At 31.2% G+C, this 1,152-nt stretch carries 1 protein-coding gene; it reads left to right on the top strand.

All coding sequences use genetic code 11. The annotated features are described in order from the left end of the window. Positions 1-352: 352 nt before the first annotated feature. Positions 353-1,096, top strand: coding sequence for a DUF6688 domain-containing protein (locus ABD814_RS08740; RefSeq protein ID WP_344912295.1), 744 nt, complete (start codon positions 353-355; stop codon positions 1,094-1,096). The last annotated feature ends 56 nt before the right edge of the window (positions 1,097-1,152 follow it).

The following is a 1,152-nucleotide window of genomic DNA, read 5'->3' as shown; positions in this document are numbered from 1 at the left end:
AAAAATAGTGATACAATTTACTGTATCAAAGCTTCTCAAACTTACCTTTCAGAAAGTAGCTGCAAAACTAACGCGAGATAAAATCCCAAGTAAATATTGTTTACTTGGGACGTGATTTAGTCGCGATAGCGACTTTGTTCTTTACTCGATTGATGAGTAGATAAAATGAAGCAAAATAAAGAATATTACAAACTAAACAATAATCGTGTAGTGAAAAAGAGGATGAAGTGTTATAATTAGGAATAATACATCGCATAATAAAGCTAAAAAAGTCGATAGGGCGTAGAGTATTTCCTGAACAGATGAATTGTTAGATTATAACCGTATTTTAAAAGAATTGGGTGAGTGTTTAATGGGACAAGTAATCATAATCGGTATTATCGGCATTCCATTGATTTTGACGGGATGGAATATTTTTAACCTGATAAAGTATTTAGTCACCAAGAAAGAACGTCATTTTAATAAAGTCATCGAAGTTATTGCAATGGGGTTAGGGGTTCTATATCTCTATTTGTATACAGAATTAGCAAATATCGTTTTTGTTAACTGGGATGTTCAACTTTATAATTTACAAAAACATAGCATGATTATGCCAGATGCTTTTTTAACAATAGTAATTATTTTATTAATTGCGTTTATTGGTTACTATATCATTCGATTTATATCTGCGGATAAACAATCCCCAATAGTATCTGTTATCGGAATTTCTGCAATCTACTTAGGTATGGGAATCTGTTTGTTGTGGTGTATTCAAACAATCAGTGACATTTTTTTAGTTTTATTTCCTGCAAATTGTATCATCATCTTCATTAAAACAATCACTATTTTTGTTTATCAGAAAAATGTCACTTTACAAACTGGGTTATTTACAACAAAATTCAAAAAGTTATCAAGCATATTAAATAAAGCTACAAACCTACCTTGGATAGCACTACTTTTAGCAATCCCTCTATTAGGGGTCATAATTGTTGTTCTGATGTTATTCGGACAGGAGCCAAATAGCATCATCAAAGCTTGGACTGAAACGGCTGATTGGACAATGTCACAAAAAATACCGCCTCAAAATATCCAATATGATGATGTAACTGTCAAGTAGAATTGTGCACTTTTTGCTAGATAACTTTGTGCACTTTTATTATTCAAAAATTGTTT

Source organism: Amphibacillus indicireducens, assembly GCF_039539605.1.
In the GTDB taxonomy this organism is placed as follows: domain Bacteria; phylum Bacillota; class Bacilli; order Bacillales; family Amphibacillaceae; genus Amphibacillus; species Amphibacillus indicireducens.
Note: the sequence above shows the minus strand (reverse complement) of the source record. Positions and strands in the feature narration are given on the sequence as shown.

What these genes read in the sequence shown, in the direction of transcription:
- ABD814_RS08740 (WP_344912295.1), top strand. Translation starts at nt 353, where the DNA reads ATGGGACAAGTAATCATAATCGGTATTATCGGCATTCCATTGATTTTG.